At 59.8% G+C, this 16,461-nt stretch carries 15 protein-coding genes; 6 read left to right on the top strand and 9 right to left on the bottom strand.

The genetic code is table 11. From position 1 onward, the window contains the following. Nucleotides 1-22: 22 nt before the first annotated feature. Together VSQ83_RS19240 and VSQ83_RS19235 are read right to left on the bottom strand one after the other, a co-directional pair. Nucleotides 23-598: an NAD(P)H-dependent oxidoreductase gene (locus VSQ83_RS19240; RefSeq protein ID WP_133076327.1), complete on the bottom strand. Its 576-nt coding sequence runs from the start codon at nt 596-598 to the stop codon at nt 23-25. 78 nt (nt 599-676) lie between these two features. After that, nucleotides 677-934 carry a YebG family protein gene (locus tag VSQ83_RS19235; RefSeq protein WP_019410845.1) on the bottom strand — a complete coding sequence of 86 codons (258 nt, stop codon included), beginning with the start codon at nt 932-934 and terminating at the stop codon, nt 677-679. A 256-nt stretch (nt 935-1,190) separates the two neighbouring features. Between VSQ83_RS19235 and VSQ83_RS19230 the strand changes: the two genes are divergently transcribed. Next, on the top strand, nt 1,191-1,691 hold the full coding sequence (locus VSQ83_RS19230) for a phosphate-starvation-inducible protein PsiE (RefSeq protein WP_133076326.1): 501 nt from the start codon (nt 1,191-1,193) through the stop codon (nt 1,689-1,691). Between the two features lie 70 nt (nt 1,692-1,761). Here VSQ83_RS19230 and VSQ83_RS19225 read toward each other — a convergent pair whose 3' ends face one another. The 4 genes from VSQ83_RS19225 to VSQ83_RS19210 form a co-directional block, all read right to left on the bottom strand. Beyond that, nucleotides 1,762-2,190 (bottom strand): HPF/RaiA family ribosome-associated protein, encoded by a 429-nt coding sequence (locus VSQ83_RS19225; RefSeq protein WP_133076325.1) that lies wholly within the window; start codon nt 2,188-2,190, stop codon nt 1,762-1,764. Between the two features lie 202 nt (nt 2,191-2,392). After that, nucleotides 2,393-4,729: a TonB-dependent Fe(3+) dicitrate receptor FecA gene (gene fecA, locus VSQ83_RS19220; RefSeq protein WP_133076324.1), complete on the bottom strand. Its 2,337-nt coding sequence runs from the start codon at nt 4,727-4,729 to the stop codon at nt 2,393-2,395. 109 nt (nt 4,730-4,838) lie between these two features. After that, entirely contained in the window at nt 4,839-5,804 is a 966-nt protein-coding gene (locus VSQ83_RS19215) for a FecR domain-containing protein (protein WP_219261670.1), read from the bottom strand. Further along, a complete protein-coding gene (locus VSQ83_RS19210; protein ID WP_219261669.1) occupies nt 5,801-6,289 on the bottom strand; it encodes a sigma-70 family RNA polymerase sigma factor in 489 nt (162 codons plus the stop codon). The genes VSQ83_RS19215 and VSQ83_RS19210 overlap by 4 nt, the downstream gene beginning before the upstream one ends. Nucleotides 6,290-6,465: 176 nt before the next feature. Between VSQ83_RS19210 and VSQ83_RS19205 the strand changes: the two genes are divergently transcribed. The 3 genes from VSQ83_RS19205 to VSQ83_RS19195 all read left to right on the top strand — a co-directional run bounded on the left by VSQ83_RS19205 (nt 6,466) and on the right by VSQ83_RS19195 (nt 10,552). Further along, entirely contained in the window at nt 6,466-7,026 is a 561-nt protein-coding gene (locus VSQ83_RS19205; protein WP_133076321.1) for an RNA polymerase sigma factor, read from the top strand. Further along, nucleotides 7,023-8,009 (top strand): FecR domain-containing protein, encoded by a 987-nt coding sequence (locus VSQ83_RS19200; RefSeq protein ID WP_133076320.1) that lies wholly within the window; start codon nt 7,023-7,025, stop codon nt 8,007-8,009. Before VSQ83_RS19205 ends, VSQ83_RS19200 begins: the two co-directional genes overlap by 4 nt. A gap of 125 nt (nt 8,010-8,134) precedes the next feature. Further along, nucleotides 8,135-10,552: a TonB-dependent siderophore receptor gene (locus VSQ83_RS19195; protein WP_326427736.1), complete on the top strand. Its 2,418-nt coding sequence runs from the start codon at nt 8,135-8,137 to the stop codon at nt 10,550-10,552. Between the two features lie 54 nt (nt 10,553-10,606). On the opposite strand, the gene VSQ83_RS19190 is transcribed toward VSQ83_RS19195, so the two are convergent. Further along, a complete protein-coding gene (locus tag VSQ83_RS19190) occupies nt 10,607-11,479 on the bottom strand; it encodes an AraC family transcriptional regulator (protein WP_133076319.1) in 873 nt (290 codons plus the stop codon). Nucleotides 11,480-11,613: 134 nt separating this feature from the next. Between VSQ83_RS19190 and VSQ83_RS19185 the strand changes: the two genes are divergently transcribed. Next, a complete protein-coding gene (locus tag VSQ83_RS19185) occupies nt 11,614-12,510 on the top strand; it encodes a DMT family transporter (protein WP_326427340.1) in 897 nt (298 codons plus the stop codon). 109 nt (nt 12,511-12,619) lie between these two features. Here the strand turns inward: VSQ83_RS19185 and VSQ83_RS19180 are convergent, their stop codons facing one another. Both VSQ83_RS19180 and VSQ83_RS19175 read right to left on the bottom strand, forming a co-directional pair. Beyond that, nucleotides 12,620-13,609 (bottom strand): 2-hydroxyacid dehydrogenase, encoded by a 990-nt coding sequence (locus VSQ83_RS19180; protein ID WP_133076317.1) that lies wholly within the window; start codon nt 13,607-13,609, stop codon nt 12,620-12,622. Between the two features lie 164 nt (nt 13,610-13,773). Further along, a complete protein-coding gene (locus VSQ83_RS19175) occupies nt 13,774-14,706 on the bottom strand; it encodes a LysR family transcriptional regulator (RefSeq protein ID WP_133076316.1) in 933 nt (310 codons plus the stop codon). 221 nt (nt 14,707-14,927) lie between these two features. Between VSQ83_RS19175 and VSQ83_RS19170 the strand changes: the two genes are divergently transcribed. Continuing rightward, on the top strand, nt 14,928-16,439 hold the full coding sequence (locus tag VSQ83_RS19170) for an efflux transporter outer membrane subunit (RefSeq protein WP_133076315.1): 1,512 nt from the start codon (nt 14,928-14,930) through the stop codon (nt 16,437-16,439). Nucleotides 16,440-16,461: the final 22 nt, after the last annotated feature.

Raw genomic sequence — 16,461 nt, 5'->3', positions numbered from 1 at the left:
TGGTCGCCCGCAAGGCTGATGCTCAGCGGATCGCGAGCGTGCGGGCTTGCTGCAGCCATGTGTTTTTTTGTGCGTGCGTGGCGTCCAGAAGCGGGCCGAACGTCAGGGTGGCGAGGGGCTTTATGCCACAAAACGCGAGGGTGGTTTTGCGTATTTGATGCAGCCCCGGCATGCGGTAAACCCATTTGTAGTACCAGGGGGGCGTGTCCATCGTCACCAGCAGGTGGGCACTGCGACCTTTCAGGAGCTTGTCGGGGAATGCCTTGCCCTTGCGGTACTGAAAGGCAAAGCCGGGTAGCAGGATCCGGTCGAAAAAACCTTTCATTAATGCGGGGATTCCACCCCACCAGATCGGGTAGACCAGGACCAGATGCTCAGCCCAGAGGATGTCTGCCTGAGCATTGAGCAAATCAGGCTCCAGTGCCTGGATCTGCCTGTAACCCTCATGGAGTACCGGATCGAAGTGCAGGGTGCCCAATTGCATGACGCGAACATCATGGTTGGCACTCCTGGCAGCCTCGACATAGCTGTCTGCCAGTGCACCACAGAAACTGTCGGTGCCGGGGTGACCCAGGATCACCAGTACTCGCTTGCTCATCGTGACGCCAACCTGAAAGGGGGCCTTCGAGGTTAGGGGCTGCCCCATAGGGGAGAGTCAAGCGAGGACTGGGTGCGATTACTCGCTGTCGACCAGCAACTCGGACAGGGCGTCCGGCTGGCTCTTGAAGGCCTTGGCAAACACATCGCGATTTTTCGCCATGTAAATACCGGCTTCCTCGACTTGTTGCTCGCTCAGGGACGGCACAGCTTTTTGTAACACTTCGGCCAGCAATTCTGCCAGTTCCAGCATTTTGTCATGACGGTCAGCTTCGGCTTTATCCATGAACAAACGCTCCAGATCTCGGCTGCTGCGGTATACCACTTCGACGGCCATTTACCACCTCATATGCCTTCACGTAAATTATCTTGCGATTACTGTATTTATATACAGCTAAAAGGATAGTCCAATCACCTGGATTTGAATAGCGGCTTTTTCACTCTAGCTGCAATTGGTAGGTGCAACGGTAGCCTGACGTGTCTAATAGCCGCCCGCCATCATCTCACCAGGGGTCGCTGGCCTTTTTTCTGCATGTAAAAAGCGTCATGTGCATCGCGGATGATCCGTTCGAGTCGATTCAAGGAGCTGCATCGTGAGAGTTAACAAAGCTGAGAAGCTACGTCGCCAGGTTCATGAACTGGCCGAATCGATGGGCAATCTGTTCGTCGAAACCTTCCATTACCTGGCGTTGTTTGCCATTGGAGCGGTCACTGCCTGGGCGGCGGTGATGGAATTTCTGGGGATGGTGGAGAAAGGCAACATCTCGATTGATGACATCCTGCTGCTGTTCATCTACCTGGAACTGGGCGCCATGGTAGGCATTTATTTTAAAACCAACCACATGCCCGTGCGCTTCCTGATTTACGTGGCAATTACGGCGCTGACCCGCTTGCTGATTTCCAACGTGTCACACCACAACCCGCCGGACATGGGCGTGGTGTACCTGACCGGGGCAATCCTGTTGCTGGCGTTTGCCATCCTGGTGGTGCGCTATGCGTCTTCGCAGTTCCCGTCGGTGAAGATCGAGAATCCCCATCGCAAGACCGGTACCGGCTCCAGTGAGCATCCGGAAGTGGAGAAGGGCGAGTTGTAAGGGCTCTTCATGAAAAAGGGCGGGCTTACCGAAGTAAGCCCGCCCTTTTTTATGCGTCCTGGACGCGGTATCAGCTATTGAGTTCGAGTTCTTTTTCTTTTTCCAAAAACTCTTCTTCCAGCAAAGCGTCAGCGCTCTGCTTTGGTTCTTTTGCCTCAAACCCTTCCGGGGCGAGGGCCGCAGTGCGTTTGCCACGCAGCTTGCCAAACAGGTGTTCCAGAGCGTGCTCCAGCTTTTCAGCTGCACCCTCCACAGCCTGGGTCAGCGAATCAGCGTCGTGGGATACAAGAATCGGCTGGTGTCCTTTAGGTCGAGCCTCCATTTTGCAGCGTTTGTCCTTCGGACCAGACTTGCCACCATTTTCATCACTGAGATGGACCTCGACCCGGGTCAGATCTTCCAAATGGCGTTCGAGCGTTACTTCAACAGTAGCGGTGACCCAGTCTTGGGTGCGTTTGTCACTGTCGATATGTTTATCGGAAAAGACGTGAGTAAGCATAGTTCTTCCCTTATATAAGCGTGCTCGTGTGAGGTCTGACGGCCTCGTGTGTACAAAGGTTCATCGTCATTGCTCAGTTACAGTGTTTGGGCCGATGAGCAAATATTTCAAGCACTATTTTCAGGAAGTCTTTCAAGTCGTGATCGGCGTCAGTCTTTGCCGGTGAGAAAAGCCCGCGTGTGCGGGCTATGATCGATTTATATCAAAATGCGACAGAAGTCTGGACGTAGAGCGTGCGCGGTTCGCCCACGTATTTCCCCTTGTTGTTATCGTCAAACGAGCGTGTGTAGTACTCGTGATTGAGGATGTTTTTGACGCCCACCGCCACGTTCAGGTCAGACAGTTGATGACCGAAGTCATAGCCCACGCGGCTGTTGAACACCATGTAACCGGGGATTAGACCGGTGCTGCCGTCAGCGCTTTCGGCACGTGTGTTGGCGTTGTCGGCGAACTGGTTGCTCTGGAAGGTACTGTCCAGATTGGCTTTCCATTGGCCTTCGGTATAACCGACTCCGATGCTGCCTTTGTTTTTCGAGGAGAACGGCACACGATTGCCTTTGTTCGGCCCATCTTCGCGGATGGTCGCGTCAACATAGGCGTAGGTGGCGTATACGTCGAAACCCGCCAGTACCGGGCTCAGGCCATCCAGCGCGTAATTGATGCTGGCCTCGATGCCCTGGTGCCGTGTCTTGCCCCGGGCGATCACCGTATCGGTGGTCTGGTTGCTGTCGTACTGATTGTTGAAGTTGATGAGAAATGCGCCGATCTCCGCGCGCAGGTTGCCATTGTCATAGCGTGTGCCGATTTCCCAGGTGCGGGCTTTTTCCGGTTTTACTTCGCCGCCGGTGACGCGGTTGGGCATCTGGCTGTACTGCACGCTGCCGAAAGAACCTTCGGTATTGGCGTAGAGATTCCAGCTGTCTGTCACGTGGTACATCACGTTCAAGGCAGGCAGCGGAGTGTTGTAGTCGCCCTTGTATTTGACGTGGGTCAGCAGGTTGGTTTGCTGCTGTTCAATCATTTCGTAGCGAATGCCGGGGGTGAACGTCCACTTGCCGATGTCGATCTTGTCGTCGATAAAGAACGCATGGGCCTCGGTGGCGCCCCGGGTGTCGCGGTCATTGCGGCTATTGGTGGTAGGCAGCTGGTTGGCTGCAATGGGCGTGCGGTAGCGCAGTTCATGGCCGGCTTCGTTGATATAGCGATAGCCCGCGCCCACTTCGTGGCTGGTGTTGCCCAGATCAAAGCCCTGGGCTATGCGTGTTTCGATCCCCCGAACCCAGTATTCCCGTGGTGACAGCGAGAGAAAGGTGCCCTGGTCCAGGTAACCGCTGCGCAGGGTTTTGGTGAAGAAGCTGTTGACCGTGAATTCACGGCGGTCTTCCTGGTAGCGATAACCGAAGTTGACCAGTGTGCGGCGGCCCCAGAACTTGTCGTTCGGGCGGGTCGATTGATACGGGTCAGCCTTGTAGGCTGCTGTGCTCAGGCCGCCGGGCATATCGGCTTCGCCATCGTAGTACTGGGCCATGGCGTTCAGGCTGTTGGCTTCGTCGATCTGGTAATTGCCTTTGAGGATCAAGTCGTCGATGCGCGTGTCGCTGTGTTCGCGCCAGTCACCGCCGCGGGTACCGGAGTACAGCAAGGCGCCGCCCAGGCCATTGTCAGCGGTACCACCGGCCAGCAGGTTGGCGGTTTTCTTGAAGCCATCCTGTGTGGACGAGGGGCTGGTCTCGGTCTGGAAACCCGCCTTGACGGTAGGTTCGTCAGGAATGGCACGAGTCACGAAATTGACGATACCGCCTACGTTTTGCGGGCCATAACGCACTGCACCGCCGCCGCGAACCACGTCGACCGCATCCATGTTGCCCATGCTGATCGGGGCAAACGACAACTGCGGCTGACCGTAGGGCGCGAAGGGCACGGGGATGCCGTCCATCAACACGGTCGAACGGGTCGCCAGCCGTGGATTGAGCCCGCGAATACCGAAGTTGAGGGCCATATCATGGCTGCCAGTACCGTTGTTTTCCGGGGCGTTGACGCCGGGAATGCGATTGAGCACTTCCCGGGCAGTGGTCGCGCCCTGGCGTTCGAAGTCTTCGCGGCGGATCACGTCACGGGCGCCGGGGTGTTCGAATACATTGGTCTGCGCCGCGTCTCCCAGCCAGTCGCCGACCACGCTGGAAGCGCCCAGCTCAATGCTTGCCGGCGCTGTGGAGGCAGTCACCGGTTGCAGGCTGAACGCGCCCTGGCCTTCGGCACGGGCTTGCAGGCCGGTGCCTTCGAGCAAGGCGTGCAAGCCTTGCTCGGGGTCGTAGGTGCCTTCCAGGCCCTTGCTCTGAATACCGCTGGCGGCGGTTGAACTGAAGGAAATCAGCACCCCGGCTTCACGACCGAACTGGTTCAGGGCGTTTTCCAGCGATGAGGGGGCGATGTGATAGGCCTTGGCGTCGGCCAAGGCCATCGGCAGAACGCTGAAACTCAAACTGGCACCCAGTAGCAAACGGGTCAGGGACATGAGACGCAAGGGCTGAGCAGGCATGAAAGGATCCTGAGAAGATGAAAAACGAAGTGGCTTGCCTTCTCTGTCACGCCAGATTTGAAATCAGCTCACAGTGTTTGAAATTTATATTGCCCCTGTGTGGGCGTTATCAGGCCTTTGCTTCGACCGTCACCCAATACCGGGTGAAGCGCTTGATCCGCACCGGCAGGCTGACCGCCAGCAGGTCCAGCACGCGCTCGCTGTTGTCTACCGGATAGGTGCCTGAAATCAGCAAGTCGGCGACGTTCGGGTCACAGTGGAGCTGGCCCCGACGATAGCGTCCCAGCTCGGCCAGAAAGTCGGCCAGGCGCATGTGGGCGGCAACCAGCATGCCGTCGGTCCAGGCACCGCTCCCCGCATCCAGTGGGCGCGGCGGCTTCCAGTCCAGGCGATTGAAGCTCAGTTGCTGGTGGGGCTCGATCCACAGCGGGCTACCCGAATGCGCCGTTGGGGTGAGGGCAACCCGGCCATCAAATACGGCGACCTCCGTGCGATCGCTGAACTGGCGCACATTCAAGCGTGCGGCCTGGGGCTGCAGGGCGCCGTGGGCGGTAAGTACCTGTAAGGGACGCGGATCCTGGGCTGCGGTCAGCAGCATCTCGCCTTCGAGCAAGCGAATCACCCGCTGTTGACCGTCAAGCCTCACATCAACCGAACTGGCCGTGTTGAGCTGGATCTGGCTGCCATCGTGCAATTGCAGCGTGCGGCGCTGGCCCACCGGGCTGCTGAAGTCCGCCAGCAGCGGGGTGATGGGCAATTGATCGCGCAAGCCGTAGGTCAGCGCAGAACCGGCGCCCAACAACAGCAACAGTTTCAGGGCCTGACGGCGGCTGGTGCCTTTGGGTGCATTCAAGGCGGCATGGGCCAGTGGTGACGACAAACCGCGCAAACGCTGGTTGATCCGTTGAATATGCTCCCACGCCCGCTCGTGTTCGCTGTGGGCCTGCAGCCATTGCTGCCATGCCTGCTGGCGCCGTGGACTGAGCTCGCCGTCCTGCATTTCGATCAGCCAGTTCACGGCCTGCTCGGCGACAGCCGAACCAATGTCGGGTGCCTGGGGGAAGGCGCCGTTCACAGGGCGAAGTAGCAGCGCAGGGCCGCCTTGTTTAGATGGCGTTTGACGGTGGCGACCGAAATGCCCAGCCGGGCGCCGATTTCGGCGTGGCTCAGGCCGTCGATCTGGGCCAGCAGAAAGGCGCGCTTGACCGGGGAGGGCAAACCGTCGAGCAACTGATCCAGTTCCATCAGGGTTTGCAGGATGATTGCCCGTTCTTCTTCGCTGGGGACCACCTGTTCCGGCATTTGGGCCAGCGCCTGCAGATAGGCGCGCTCCAGATCCTGGCGGCGGTAGTGATTGAACAACACACGCTTGGCAACAACCGTCAAAAAAGCCCGGGGCTCGGCCAGGGTCGGGGTTTCGCGGGCGGTCAGCAGCCGCATGAACGTGTCCTGGGCCAGGTCGGCGGCGCTTTGCGGGCAACCCAGCTTGCGCCGCAACCAGCCCGTGAGCCAGCTGTGGTGGTCCTGATACAGAACCTCGACGGTGTTTGACTGCGACAACGACCACTCCAGCTGCGCTGAAAACGCTTTAGAGAACAAGAATTGTTCGCATTGTAGAGGTGCCTGATTGCATTGAGCAATCACCACTGATCAATGACAGCAGCGCACCCCGTCATCTGCTTTTGCATATGAGAATATTTATCATTAGTATCGCTTTCCTTTTAACCTGCGCGCCGATGTCCATGATCCCACCCGAACCTGAGAATGGTCCCACCCGCGAAGCCCGCCAAGGACGTGCGCATTTTCTGCAGGTGTTTTTATCCCAGCGTCCGCAAATGGAAGCGCTGGTGAGCCGTCGCGTCGGATGCCGGGCAACGGCTGCCGATCTGGTTCAGGATTTGTTTCTGCGTTTCTGGCGGCGGCCCCTGGTGCAAGTCGAAGAACTCAGCACCTATTTGCTGCGTTGCGCGGGCAACATCGCCATCGACCACTTGCGCAGCGAAGGTACGCGCGAGCGGATCAACCATCACTGGCAGCCCGAGCCGGACGCCAACGGTTGCGAGCCCCAGGCGGCGCTGGAGGCGGGCAATGATTTGCGTCAGGTCGAGGCCGCCTTGCGCAGCCTGCCTGAGCGCACGCGGCATATCTTCTTGCTCAACCGGATTCACGGTCGTACCTATGCCGAGATCGCCAAGGTCATGGGCCTGTCCCAAAGTGCCGTCGAAAAACATATGATGCGCGCCCTGGAGGCCTGCAAGGCCAGTCTGCGTGAGCCGCCATCAGAGACAGCGTTGTGATCAGTCGTTCGAAAGTTTCCGTCACCCCCGAGCAAGAGCGCACCGCACTGGCGTGGCTCAGTGTGCTGCACGATCAGCCCGATAGCGGTGACCAGGCCACATTCAGCCGCTGGCTGCAGGCCGATCCTGCCCACGCCGAGGCCTACGCCCAGGCGCAAGTGGTGTGGGAGTTGAGCGAAGTGGCGGGCAGCACCCTGGCGGCCGAAGAAGCACGGGTCATGCAGCGTTATCTGTCAGCGATGAACACTTCCCGACGCAGCCGCGTCAGCCACTGGTCCGGCGGTCTGGCCATTGCTGCGTGTTTGCTGATGGTGGTCGGCGTGTTTGCCGGTTGGCAGCCAGCGCGATGGCTGGATGATCTGGGCGCTGATTATGTGAGCGCGCCGGGGCAAGTACGCACCGTAATTTTGGCCGATCAATCCAGGGTTACGCTCGATGCCGACAGCGCCATCGCGGTGAACTTCAGCGCTGGCGAACGGCATGTCGAGTTGCGCCGCGGCGTGGCCTTTTTTCACGTCACCCACACCGGTGATCCCTTTGTCGTTGATGCCGAGGGCGGCGAAGCGAGGGTGCTGGGTACCGAGTTCGAGGTGCGCCTGCAACCCGGTGGCGCGCAAGTCACGGTGCTGTCCGGGCGGGTAGGGGTCAAGGCGAGCAAGGACGCTGCGCAGCAGATTCTGATCGCCGATCAGCAAATGGCCTACGACGCTGGAGTGACCGATGCGGTGCATCGTGTCGACAGTGAGGCCCAGCTGGGTTGGCGCTCGGGCTGGCTGACCTACTACAAAACGCCGCTGGTCGACGTCGTGGCAGACCTGAAGCGCTATTACCCCGGTCAGATCGTGTTGCTCAACAGCCAGTTGGGCGCCAGGCGGATCAGCGGCAGCTTTCCCAGCCAGGACCCGCAGGCGGTGCTCAATTCGTTGCAGGGCGTGCTCGGGTTCGAGCAGCACAGCGTGCTTGGGCTGATTGTGTTGCGTTGATGCCCGCTCCCACATCCGAAATTTTTTTTCAGCATCAGGTGAGGTATCCCCCGGCCGCATCCGTGTAGTGCTTGAAAATGCGAAAAATTCGTATTCCGTATCAGGTCGACACACAGGTCATGAGCATGAAGTCCAGGGCAAGTTCGGTGAAACAGTGGTTGGGGGCTTCTGCTTTAGTGATGACCGGGTTGGCACTCAACCCGCTTTACGTCGCGATGGCCGCCGAGGTTGCGCAGCAGCAGGCCAGCGCGTTGTTCGATTTCAACCAGCCGGCCAAACCGCTGCCCCATGCCCTGAACGACTTCTCACGTTTGACCGGTCTCAGCGTGGTCTATACCGACGAAGCCCCTTTCGGCCTGCAGGCTCCCGCCATCAAGGGCCGCATGAGTGCTGATCAGGCCTTGCAGCAGTTACTCGCGCAGTCGGGCTTCAATGTGCGCCGTACCGACGCCAACACCTTCGCCCTCGAACCCCAGCCTACGGCAGGCGCCCTGAACCTGGGGGCCACCAGCATCACCTCGCTGGCCTCAACCGACACCAGCTACCAGCCACCGGCCACCACTTCGGTCATGCGCGGCACGGGCTCGTCCATGGAAGTCCCTCAGACCATCAACGTGGTTGCCGCCCAGGTGATTCGCGATCAGGCGCCGCGCAATCTGGATGACGCGCTTAACAATGTCAGCGGTATCACCCAGGGCAATACGCTGGGCAGCACCCAGGACTCGGTGATGAAGCGCGGTTTTGGCGACAACCGCGACGGTTCGATCATGCGCGATGGCATGCCGTTGGTGCAGGGGCGGGCGATGAATGCCACCACTGAGCGGGTCGAAGTGCTCAAGGGGCCGGCCTCGTTGCTCTACGGGATTCAAGACCCGGGCGGCGTGGTCAACGTGGTCAGCAAAAAACCGCAGTTTGAGCAGTACAACGCACTGACGGTACGTGGCTCAACCTATGGCTCGGGCAAAAACGGCAGTGGTGGCAGCCTGGACAGCACCGGCCCGCTGGGTGATTCGGGGCTGGCTTACCGGATGATCATCGACCATCAGGACGAAGATTACTGGCGCAACTTCGGTGTGCACCGCGAGACGCTGATTGCACCGTCTCTGGCCTGGTATGGCGACAACACGCAGGTGTTGCTGGCATACGAACATCGGGAATTCTTGACGCCTTTTGATCGCGGTACGGCGATCAACCCGGCCACCAATCATCCGCTGGATATTCCGGCCACGCGCCGACTGGATGAGCCGTTCAACAATATGGAAGGGCGCTCTGACCTGTACCGTCTCGAAGTCGATCACGACCTCAACGACGACTGGAAAGCCCATTTCGGCTACAGCTGGAATCGTGAGACCTACGATGCCAGTCAGGTGCGCGTCACTGAGGTCAACTCCAATGGCACCCTGACCCGTAAAATGGACGGCACCCAAGGCGCACTCACCACCGACCGCTTCTCGACCTTCAGCCTGCAGGGCAAGGTCCAGGCGGCGGGGATGCAGCATGACCTGGTGTTTGGCGTGGATGATGAATACCGCAAGATCTACCGCGCCGAGCTGATCCGCCAGGACAGCCAGTCCGTGTTCAACTATGAAAACCCGGTGTATGGCAAGGAAGTTGCCGGTACCACCGTGAGCGCCAGTGACAGCAACCAGACCGACTTGCTGCGCAGTGACTCGCTCTTTGCCCAGGACTCTATCCACCTCACCGACCAATGGATTCTGGTAGCCGGGGCACGTTTTCAGAAGTACGACCAACTGGCTGGCAAGGCCATTCCGTTCAAGGCCAACACTGACACCAATGGCGTGAAATGGATCCCCCGTGCCGGTCTGGTTTATCGCTACACCGATGAACTGTCGTTCTATGGCAGCTACACCGAATCGTTCAAACCCAACTCCACCATCGCGCCGCTGACAGGGGGTGTGGTACTGGATTCGGCCATTGCGCCGGAGGAGTCAAAATCCTGGGAACTGGGCGCCAAGCTCGATCTTCCCGGGCGTATCACCGGCAGCGTTGCGCTGTTCGACATCCAGAAGCGCAACGTACTGGTTTCCACCACCGAGGGCCGCAATACCGTGTATTCGGCTGCCGGTGAAGTTCGATCGCGAGGGCTGGAACTGGACGTGAGCGGCCAGTTGAGCGAGCAGTGGAGCCTGATCGGCAGTTACGCCTACACCGATGCCGAAGTGACCAAGGACACTAAATACGAAGGCATGCGATTGCAGAACGTGGCCAAAAACAGCGGCTCGGTGTCGGCGGTGTATGACTTTGGCAACATCGTGGGCGGTGACAAATTACGGGTGGGTGCCGGTGCCCGCTATGTGGGCGAGCGGGCGGGGGATGCCCTGAACGACTTCGACCTGCCGGGCTACACCGTGGCCGATGCCTTCGCCACCTATGACACCCGGATCGAAGGGCAGAAGGTCAAATTCCAGGTCAACGTCAAAAACCTTTTCGACCGCACTTACTACACCTCGGCGGCCAGCCGGACCTTCGTCTCGATCGGGGATGCGCGGCAAATGACATTCTCCAGCACGCTGGAGTTTTAAGGGCCGGAACCTGTGGGTATGACTCGTTGAGGGAGCAAGCTTGCTCCCTCAACGTTACCTGAACGCCACTCGATACTCCCCCGGTGTACTGCCCAGGCTTTGCTTGAAACGGTTGGCGAAGTGGCTGGCGCTGGCAAAGCCGCAGGCCAGTGCCACGTCGCCCAGTGCCAGGGCGCTGTGGCGCAGCAAGTCGCGGGCGCGGGCCAGGCGGCGGGCCAACAGGTACTGGTGGGGCGGCACGCCGAAGCTTTCGCGGAACATGCGCGCAAAGTGATAAGGCGACAGCGCACACTGGGCCGCCAGTTGGCCGATGCTCAGGGGCTCGGCCAACTGGTGTTCGATGTAGTCGACCAGTTGGCGCCGTTGATAGGCCGCCAGCCCGCCCTTGAGTTGCAACCCGTCACGCAAGCCCACTTGTGTCAGCACCGCATGGTCGAGCAGGGCGCCCGCCAGGCTGCTGGTCAGCAGGCGTTCGCCGGGTTCGTTCCAGTTCATGCCAATCAGTTGGTGAAAACGCCGGGTCTGCTGCTCGTCATCCTGAAAGGTGATTTCACGCAGTTGCAGTTCCCGTGGTTCGCGGTCGAGCAGGGTGATGCAGCTCAGCGCAAACTGCTCCTGGCTGACATAGACATGGGCCAGTCGAATCTCGCCATTGATGATCCAGGCCGATTGATGCCCGGCGGGCAGCACGCATAACTTGCCCGGAGCGCCTCTGGCGCCGGGTGTCTCACGACGAAAAGTGCCAGTGCCGCCAGAGATGTAGCACGACAACGTGTGGTGGGTCGGTGCTTCATAATCCCGGGTGTCGTGGTGATTGCTCCACATGGCCGCAGACATGCCGTCACCCAGTTCGGCACTGTTCTCCAGGCGCGCATTGGGCGAGCGGCCCATGGCTTGAAAGACTTGTAGGGTGTGCAGTGTGTGCATGGTCAGTTCTCCAACGCCTTGCATCCTACTCCGTAGCGCCCGGGCTGCCAGCCCCGGGCCAACAAAAGCGCAAGAATCTGCAAGTGCGCGCACAGGCTCGGGCACAGACTGAAAGCCATTGTCTGGAGTGCGCCATGAATCTTTTTTTGTATGTGTTGACCGTGCTGATCTGGGGGACCACGTGGATCGCCCTGAAGCTGCAACTGGGAGTGGTGGCGATTCCGGTGTCCATCGTGTATCGCTTTGGCCTGGCGGCGCTGGTGCTATTTGTTGTGCTGCTGCTCAGCCGCAAATTGCAGGTGATGAACAGGCGCGGGCATCTGATATGCCTGGCTCAGGGGCTGTGTTTGTTTTGCGTCAATTTCATGTGTTTTCTGACCGCCAGCCAGTGGGTGACAACGGGGTTGATCGCGGTGGTGTTTTCCACTGCAACGTTGTGGAACGCGCTGAATTCGCGGATTTTCTTCAAGCAGAAAGTCGCCCGTAACGTCATTGCCGGTGGTGCTCTGGGGATGCTCGGACTGGGTTTGTTGTTCTGGCCGGAATTAAGCGGGCATACGGCGACGCCGCAGATTTTGCTCGGGCTGGGCCTGGCGTTGATCGGCACCCTGTGTTTTTCGGCGGGCAACATGCTGTCGAGCTTGCAACAGAAGGCTGGCCTCAAGCCGCTGACGACCAATGCCTGGGGCATGCTCTATGGCGCCAGCATGCTGGCGGTGTACTGCGTGTTCAGGGGTATCCCGTTCGACATGGAATGGAACGCGCGTTATGTCGGTTCGTTGCTGTATCTGGTGATACCGGGGTCGGTGATCGGTTTTACCGCGTACCTGACGCTGGTCGGGCGCATGGGCCCGGAACGCGCGGCGTATTGCACGGTGTTGTTCCCGCTGGTGGCGCTGAATGTGTCGGCCTTTGCAGAGGGCTATCAGTGGACGGCTCCGGCTTTGGCCGGGCTGGTGCTGGTGATGCTGGGCAACGTGCTGGTGTTTCGCAAGCCCAAACCGGTGGCACTGAACGCCAAGCTGGCGTGAGCCTCCCCCCTGTGGGAGCGGGCTTGCTCGCGATCGGATCGCCGAGGTGTGACTGATACACCGCGTCGCTGCCATCGCGAGCAAGCCCGCTCCCACAACAGGCCCAGTGTCAGCCCTTGAACACCTGCGGGTTGACCAGGTCTTGCGGGCGATCACCCAGCAGGGCGCTGCGCAGGTTGGCCAGCGCACGGTTGGCCATCGCCTCACGGGTTTCATGGGTGGCCGAGCCGATGTGGGGCAGGGTTACGGCATTCTTGAGCTGGAACAGCGGTGAATCGCTCAGGGGCTCCTTCTCGTAAACGTCCAGGCCCGCGCCACGGATGGTGCCGTTTTGCAGGGCTTCGATCAGGGCCGGCTCGTCGACCACCGGGCCACGGGAGATGTTCACCAGAATCGCACTTTTCTTCATCAGGCCCAGTTCGCGATGGCTGATCAAGTGTTTGGTCTTCTCGCTGAGCGGCACCACCAGGCAGACGAAATCCGCCTCGGCCAGCAGTTGGTCCAGGCTGCGAAACTGAGCGCCCAGCTCTTGCTCAAGCTCGGTCTTGCGGCTGTTGCCGCTGTACAGGATGGGCATGTTGAAACCCAACCGTCCCCGGCGAGCAACCGCTGCGCCGATATTGCCCATGCCGACGATTCCCAGGGTTTTGCCGTACACATCGCTGCCGAACAAGGCCGGCGGAACACTGGCCTGCCACTGGCCGGCCTTGGTCCAGGCGTCCAGCTCCGCGACCCGGCGGGCGCTGCTCATGATCAGGGTAAAACCCAAGTCAGCCGTGCTTTCAGTGAGGACGTCCGGGGTGTTGGTGAGCATGATGCCGCGCTCGTTGAAATAGTCGACATCGTAGTTGTCGTAGCCCACCGACACGCTGGACACCACTTCCAGCTGTGTGGCGTTTTCCAGCTGCTTGCGTCCCAGCTTGCGGCCGACGCCGATCAATCCGTGGGCGTGGGGCAGGGCCTCATCGAACTGTGCGTTGATATCCCCCAGCTTGGGGTTGGGGGCAATGACGTTGAAGTCCTGTTGCAGGCGCTCGATCATCTCGGGGGTGACGCGGCTGAAGGCGAGTACGGTTTTCTTTGTGCTGGAAAGGCTCATCGGAACAAGGCTCATCGGCTGTCGGGAATGTAAGCACGCTAACATTCCCGCCCGCCTTGCGCCAATCCCTGTAGTCGCTGCCGAAGGCTGCGAAGGGCTGCGTAGCAGCCCGTTTTCCGGAGCCAGTGAAGATCCTCTCGCAGCCCCCGGCAGCGTCTACAGGGTTAGCTGTAGGTGGTCAGCTCAGTCTGGTGTGCGGTCAAAATTTCCGGCAGCGAGCCGCGCAAGTACTCGACCCAGGTCTTGATCTTGGCATCCAGGTACTGGCGCGACGGGTAGATGGCGTACAGGTTCAGTTCCTGGGAGCGGTACTTGGGCAGCATGCGCACCAGTGTGCCGTTGCGCAGGCCCTCGATGGCGGCATAGACCGGCAATACGCCCACACCCATGCCGCTGGTGATCGCGGTTTTCATCGCATCGGCTGAGTTGACCAGAAACGGCGAGGAGTTGATCAGGACCATTTCCTGGCCTTCCGGCCCTTCGAACACCCATTTGTCCAGTGCAATCACCGGGCTGACCAGGCGCAGGCAGGCGTGGTTGAGCAGGTCACTGGGTGTGGTTGCGGTGCCGTTGGCTTTCACGTAACCGGGCGATGCGCAGACGATGCTGTAGGTGATGCCCAGGCGTTGGGACACAAAGCCCGAATCCGGTAACTCACTGGCCAGCACGATGGAGACGTCGTAACCCTCATTGAGCAAGTCCGGCACGCGATTGGCCAAGGTCAGGTCGAAGGTCACATCCGGGTGAGTCTTGCGATAGCGGGCAATGGCGTCGATCACAAAGTGCTGGCCGATACCGGTCATGGTATGCACTTTCAACTGGCCGGCAGGGCGCGAGTGGGCGTCGCTGGCCTCGGCTTCGGCTTCTTCGACGTAAGCCAGGATTTGCTCGCAGCGCAGCAAGTAACGTTTGCCGGCTTCGGTCAGGGCGATGCGGCGGGTGGTGCGGTTAAGCAGACGTGTTTGCAGGTGGGCCTCAAGGTTGGAGACCGCGCGCGAGACGTTGGCAGTGGTTGTGTCCAGCATGACGGCAGCAGCCGTGAAACTTCCGGCTTCGGCCACGCAACTGAAGGCGCGCATGTTTTGCAAAGTGTCCATGAAGTGCTCTCAAGGGGCGATATAGGGGACAGCAACCGATTACACATCAACAAATTGTGACATGAAGTTTCGGACATTACTGGCCGGTTTTCATTCGACTAACGGATTATCCCAAGAACGGTAATAAAGATTCACATTTATGCCCGCTTATCGTGGTGCCTGCCAAGCCATAGACTTCTCTATCTCAAGAACCCCCCCCTCCTTTTCAGGAATTTGCAGCAGTGCAGCGTCGCATCAGCAGAGAGCTTAAAGCCCTCAGTGTTCTGGCTTTATCGTTAGCATTAAATGGCTGCATCGGTTTTGGTGGTATTGCGCCCAAGGGCACGATGTTGCCAGCCAATGCCCTGGCCACCGACGAGGCGATTCAAAGCGCCGCGAAAGACGCAAACTGGCCCAAAGCCCAATGGTGGCACGCTTACGGCGACCCGCAACTGGATGAGTGGGTCAGTCTGGCTGTTCAGGGTAGTCCAACCCTGGCAATGGCTGCTGCCCGAGTACGCCAGGCCAGGGCGATGGCGGGGGTTGCCGAGTCGGCCGAGTCATTGCAAATCAACGGTGAGTCGACCCTCAAGCGGCACAACTGGCCGTCGGACCAGTTCTATGGCCCCGGCGCGCTGGACAACTCCACGACCTGGGACAACAACGCCGCACTGGGCTTCAGCTTTGCGCTGGACCTGTGGGGCCGTGAAAGCAATGCCACCGAGCAGGCCCTGGACATGGCGCACATGAGTGCAGCAGAGGCCCGTCAGGCCCAGCTCGAACTGCAGAACAATGTGGTTCGCGCCTATATCCAGCTGTCCCTGCATTACGCCCAGCTCGACATCATCGAATCGACCCTGCATCAGCAGGAGCAGATCCTCGATCTGGCGCAAAAGCGTCTGGACGGCGGCATCGGTACACATTTTGAAGTCAGTCAGGCGCAAGCGCCGCTGCCCGAGATCCATCGCCAGATTGACGCCCGGGAAGAAGAAATCGCCCTGACCCGCAACCAGTTGGCGGCGCTGGCCGGCAAAGGTCCGGGCGAGGGCGCACGGCTGAAACGTCCGACCCTTGCCTTGAACACGGCACTCAAGCTGCCATCGGCCTTGCCTGCGCAATTGCTGGGCCAACGTCCGGACGTGGTCGCCAGCCGCTGGGAAGTGGCGGCGCAGGCCCGAGGCATCGATGTCGCCCATGCCGGCTTCTACCCCAACGTGGACCTGGTTGGCAGCATCGGTTTCATGGCCACCGGGGGGAGCGCGCTGGGCTTTTTGACCGGCAAGAAACTCAACTACAACGTCGGTCCGGCGATTTCGCTGCCGATTTTTGACGGCGGCCGTCTGCGCTCGGAACTGGGCGTGGCGTCCGGTGGTTACGACATGGCCGTGGCCAAGTACAACCAGACGCTGGTGACAGCGCTCAAGGGTATTTCAGATCAGTTGATCAAGCGCGAATCGATGGAAAAACAGCAGGTCTTCGCCGCCGAGTCGGTGCAAGTGGCACAGAAAACCTATGACATCGCCGTGGTCGCGTTCCAGCGCGGGCTGACCGACTACCTCAACGTACTGAATGCCCAAACCCTGCTGTTCAAGCAGCAGCAGATCGAGCAGCAGGTCCAGGCGGCCCGCCTGAGTGCCCATGCCGAGCTGGTAACTGCTCTGGGTGGCGGCCTTGGGGCAGGTTTTGATGTCCCCAGGGATGATCGCTATGTCCCCGACAAACCCCCGGCCGTCATGGCGCTGTTCAATCACTAACCCCCCGATGGCCATTTTGAGA

It is taken from the genome of Pseudomonas sp. DSV-1 (assembly GCF_035830915.1).
In the GTDB taxonomy this organism is placed as follows: Bacteria; Pseudomonadota; Gammaproteobacteria; order Pseudomonadales; family Pseudomonadaceae; genus Aquipseudomonas.
Note: the sequence above shows the minus strand (reverse complement) of the source record. Positions and strands in the feature narration are given on the sequence as shown.

Coding starts and splice junctions, on each gene's coding strand:
- VSQ83_RS19190 (WP_133076319.1), bottom strand. CDS start 11,479: ATGCACACACTGCACACCCTACAAGTCTTTCAAGCCATGGGCCGCTCG.
- VSQ83_RS19225 (WP_133076325.1), bottom strand. CDS start 2,190: ATGCTTACTCACGTCTTTTCCGATAAACATATCGACAGTGACAAACGC.
- VSQ83_RS19175 (WP_133076316.1), bottom strand. CDS start 14,706: ATGGACACTTTGCAAAACATGCGCGCCTTCAGTTGCGTGGCCGAAGCC.
- fecA (WP_133076324.1), bottom strand. CDS start 4,729: ATGCCTGCTCAGCCCTTGCGTCTCATGTCCCTGACCCGTTTGCTACTG.
- VSQ83_RS19180 (WP_133076317.1), bottom strand. CDS start 13,609: ATGAGCCTTTCCAGCACAAAGAAAACCGTACTCGCCTTCAGCCGCGTC.
- VSQ83_RS19195 (WP_326427736.1), top strand. CDS start 8,135: ATGAAGTCCAGGGCAAGTTCGGTGAAACAGTGGTTGGGGGCTTCTGCT.
- VSQ83_RS19235 (WP_019410845.1), bottom strand. CDS start 934: ATGGCCGTCGAAGTGGTATACCGCAGCAGCCGAGATCTGGAGCGTTTG.
- VSQ83_RS19240 (WP_133076327.1), bottom strand. CDS start 598: ATGAGCAAGCGAGTACTGGTGATCCTGGGTCACCCCGGCACCGACAGT.
- VSQ83_RS19205 (WP_133076321.1), top strand. CDS start 6,466: ATGTCCATGATCCCACCCGAACCTGAGAATGGTCCCACCCGCGAAGCC.
- VSQ83_RS19185 (WP_326427340.1), top strand. CDS start 11,614: ATGAATCTTTTTTTGTATGTGTTGACCGTGCTGATCTGGGGGACCACG.